Origin of the sequence: Buttiauxella sp. (genome assembly GCF_035271705.1) — a bacterium.
GTDB lineage: Bacteria > Pseudomonadota > Gammaproteobacteria > Enterobacterales > Enterobacteriaceae > Buttiauxella.
The window spans coordinates 1-3,078 of sequence record NZ_DATERI010000023.1 but is presented as its reverse complement, the minus strand read 5'-3'; the positions used below and the strand labels follow the sequence as shown (position 1 = coordinate 3,078).

Here is a 3,078-nt window from a genome sequence, read left to right as displayed (position 1 = left end):
CGGTGCCGCCACGAATCGGCTTCATGATAGGTTCGATGTCGCAATCACGCATCGCCTGCTGTGCCACTTCCACAATGTACGGATGCTCGGCGACTTTCTCGCGCATGTTGTAATAGCTGTCATCGATAACCAGCTCGATGTAACAATTCGGGTGCAGGCCTTTACCCACTTTTTTGGCGATATCCATCATTTTGCGCTTACGCGCTTCGAACTGTTCGCGGTCAAAATCACGGATGATGTAGTGCATTTCTGCGCGGTCGACCGAGCCTTTCATGCTGTTAAGGTGATAAAAACCTGCGTAGCCATCGGTACATTCAGGGCTTTCATCAGCAGGGACTTCTACGTGAATGCGCGCTGCAATTGACAACGCATTCACCATCACCCCTTTAGCGGAACCAGGATGAACGTTGTTGCCCACAATCTTGATAGTGACTGAGGCGGCGTTAAAGTTCTCGCACTCCAGTTCACCCACACCACCGCCATCAACGGTGTATGCCCACTGAGCATCGAACGCCTCAACATCAAAAAACTTTGCCCCTTTACCCACTTCTTCATCGGGGGTGAAAGCAACGCGAATATCACCGTGCGGGATTTTTTTCTCTTTTAGTACCGCAAGTGCCGTCATGATTTCAGCAACACCGGCTTTATCATCCGCGCCAAGCAGCGTTTTGCCATCGGTGGTAATCAGTGTCTGTCCAAGCAATTGATGCAGCACCGGGAACATCACCGGGGAGAGCACTTCATCGCCAATACCCAGCGCGATATCACCACCACGATAATTTTCAACGATTTGCGGATTGACGTTTTTACCTGAGAAATCAGGCGCTGTATCCACATGGGAGATAAAACCAATCGGAGGGACTTTTTGATCAACGTTAGACGGCAGCGTTCCCATTACTGTGCCATGTTCGCCCAGCGTAACATTCACCAAACCCATCTCTTCCATTTGCTCTTTCAACAAGCGCAACAACTTCCACTGCCCCTCAGTGCTGGGAACTTGTTTCACGCCAGGTTTGGATTGGGTATCCAAAGAGACGTAATGTAAGAAACGTTCAAGTAATTTATCCATGTCGCTACCCTCAATTTTTGTGACTTCATTATCAGTAAGCCACAATTGCAAATATTGCGTCAGGTCACTTTTAGCCCCTCTGTGATGAAAATAGTCACGAATGTAATGCAATGCGAGCGGATTTAGTGTTTGCTGCTTGAATCGTATTCATATTCAAGTCTATGAAAGGTATCAAGGATTGGCGATTTCAATGCTTTACCGTAGAATGCGTGCCCTTACTTAAATGTGCAAAAACCGCAAGGTGGTTAATCACAAACCCCGCATCAGCCCGCAATTTGATGCGTCATTTATGGGACAGCGAAAAAATTGAATACTCAGCTTCGTTCGCTCTCACCGCTGGTAGAACTGGCGGGTGTAGGTAAGCGCTTTGATGGCAAAAACGTTATTTCTGATTTATCCCTCACCATTAAAAATGGTGAATTCCTGACGCTTCTTGGCCCTTCCGGCTGTGGCAAAACAACGGTGCTGCGCATTATTGCTGGTCTGGAAAGCGCTGATTCTGGCACTATCTCACTGGATGGTCAGGATATTACCCAGGTTCCAGCTGAACACCGCACCGTCAATACTGTCTTCCAGAGCTACGCTCTATTTCCTCATATGACCGTTTTTGAAAACGTCGCCTTCGGTTTAAGAATGCAAAAAACGCCTGCCGCAGAGTTGACTCCGCGCGTGACCGAAGCGTTGAAAATGGTGCAGTTAGAGGAATTCGCACAACGCAAACCCCACCAGCTTTCCGGCGGCCAGCAACAACGCGTGGCGATTGCCCGGGCCGTGGTCAATAAACCCCGTCTGTTACTGCTTGATGAGTCGCTTTCCGCGCTCGATTATAAATTGCGCAAGCAGATGCAGAATGAATTAAAAGCTCTCCAGCGTAAGCTCGGCATTACCTTTGTTTTCGTCACGCATGATCAGGAAGAAGCATTAACCATGTCCGACAGGATTGTGGTGATGCGCGATGGCCGCATTGAGCAAGACGGCACACCGCGTGAAATTTACGAAGAGCCAAAAAACTTGTTCGTGGCGAGCTTTATCGGTGAGATCAATATCTTTGATGCGACCGTAATCGAACGTGTCGATGACCAGCGCGTGCGGGCCTTCGTTGAAGGTCGTGAGTGCCATATTTACGCGACTATGCCGGTTACCGCTGGCCAACGTTTGAAAGTGCTGCTGCGCCCCGAGGATCTGCGTGTCGAGGAGATAAACGATACTCACGTTGCCGATGGCTTAATTGGTTATGTGCGGGAACGTAACTACAAAGGTATGACGCTGGAATCTAATGTCGAACTGGAAAATGGCAAAATGGTGATGGTCAGTGAGTTCTTCAATGAAGACGATCCCGATTTTGACCACACGCTCGATCAGAAAATGTCGATCAACTGGGTTGAAAGTTGGGAGGTCGTGCTGGCAGATGAAGAGCTCACGTAAATTCCAGAACCTGGTGATCGCCACTATCGTCGGTTGGCTGGTGCTGTTCGTGTTCCTACCCAATCTGATGATCATCGGCACCAGTTTCCTGACGCGTGATGATGCCAATTTCGTCAGCATGGTGTTCACGCTGGATAACTACACCCGGCTTGCCGATCCGCTGTATGTGCAGGTACTGCTGCATTCGCTGAATATGGCGCTGATTGCCACCCTCGCCTGCCTGGTGTTGGGCTATCCGTTTGCCTGGTTCCTCGCACGTTTACCAGAACGTGTGCGCCCATTATTGCTGTTTTTGCTGATTGTTCCCTTCTGGACCAACTCATTAATTCGTATCTATGGGCTGAAGATTTTCCTCAGCACCAAAGGGTATATGAATGAATTTCTGCTGTGGCTTGGGGTGATTGATACGCCAATTCGTCTGATGTACACCCCAAGTGCGGTTATCATCGGCCTGGTGTATATCCTGCTGCCATTTATGGTCATGCCACTGTATTCAAGTATTGAAAAGCTCGATAAACCGCTGCTGGAAGCGGCGCGCGATCTGGGTGCCAGCAAATTTCAAACATTCATCCGCATTATTATTC

3 protein-coding genes are annotated in these 3,078 nt (G+C 49.0%); 2 read left to right on the top strand and 1 reads right to left on the bottom strand.

Translation table 11 applies throughout. The features are described from left to right. Window positions 1-1,069, bottom strand: a 1,069-nt coding sequence (gene pepT / locus VJY99_RS01950) for a peptidase T (RefSeq protein ID WP_324115828.1), incomplete at its 3' end; no start/stop codon positions are given. A gap of 285 nt (window positions 1,070-1,354) precedes the next feature. On the opposite strand from pepT, the gene potA reads away from it, so the two are divergent. Together potA and potB are read left to right on the top strand one after the other, a co-directional pair. Beyond that, window positions 1,355-2,494 carry a spermidine/putrescine ABC transporter ATP-binding protein PotA gene (gene potA, locus VJY99_RS01945; protein ID WP_324115830.1) on the top strand — a complete coding sequence of 380 codons (1,140 nt, stop codon included), beginning with the start codon at window positions 1,355-1,357 and terminating at the stop codon, window positions 2,492-2,494. Next, a partial coding sequence (gene potB / locus VJY99_RS01940; RefSeq protein ID WP_324115826.1) for a spermidine/putrescine ABC transporter permease PotB occupies window positions 2,478-3,078 on the top strand: 601 nt, incomplete at its 3' end. The genes potA and potB, both read left to right, overlap by 17 nt.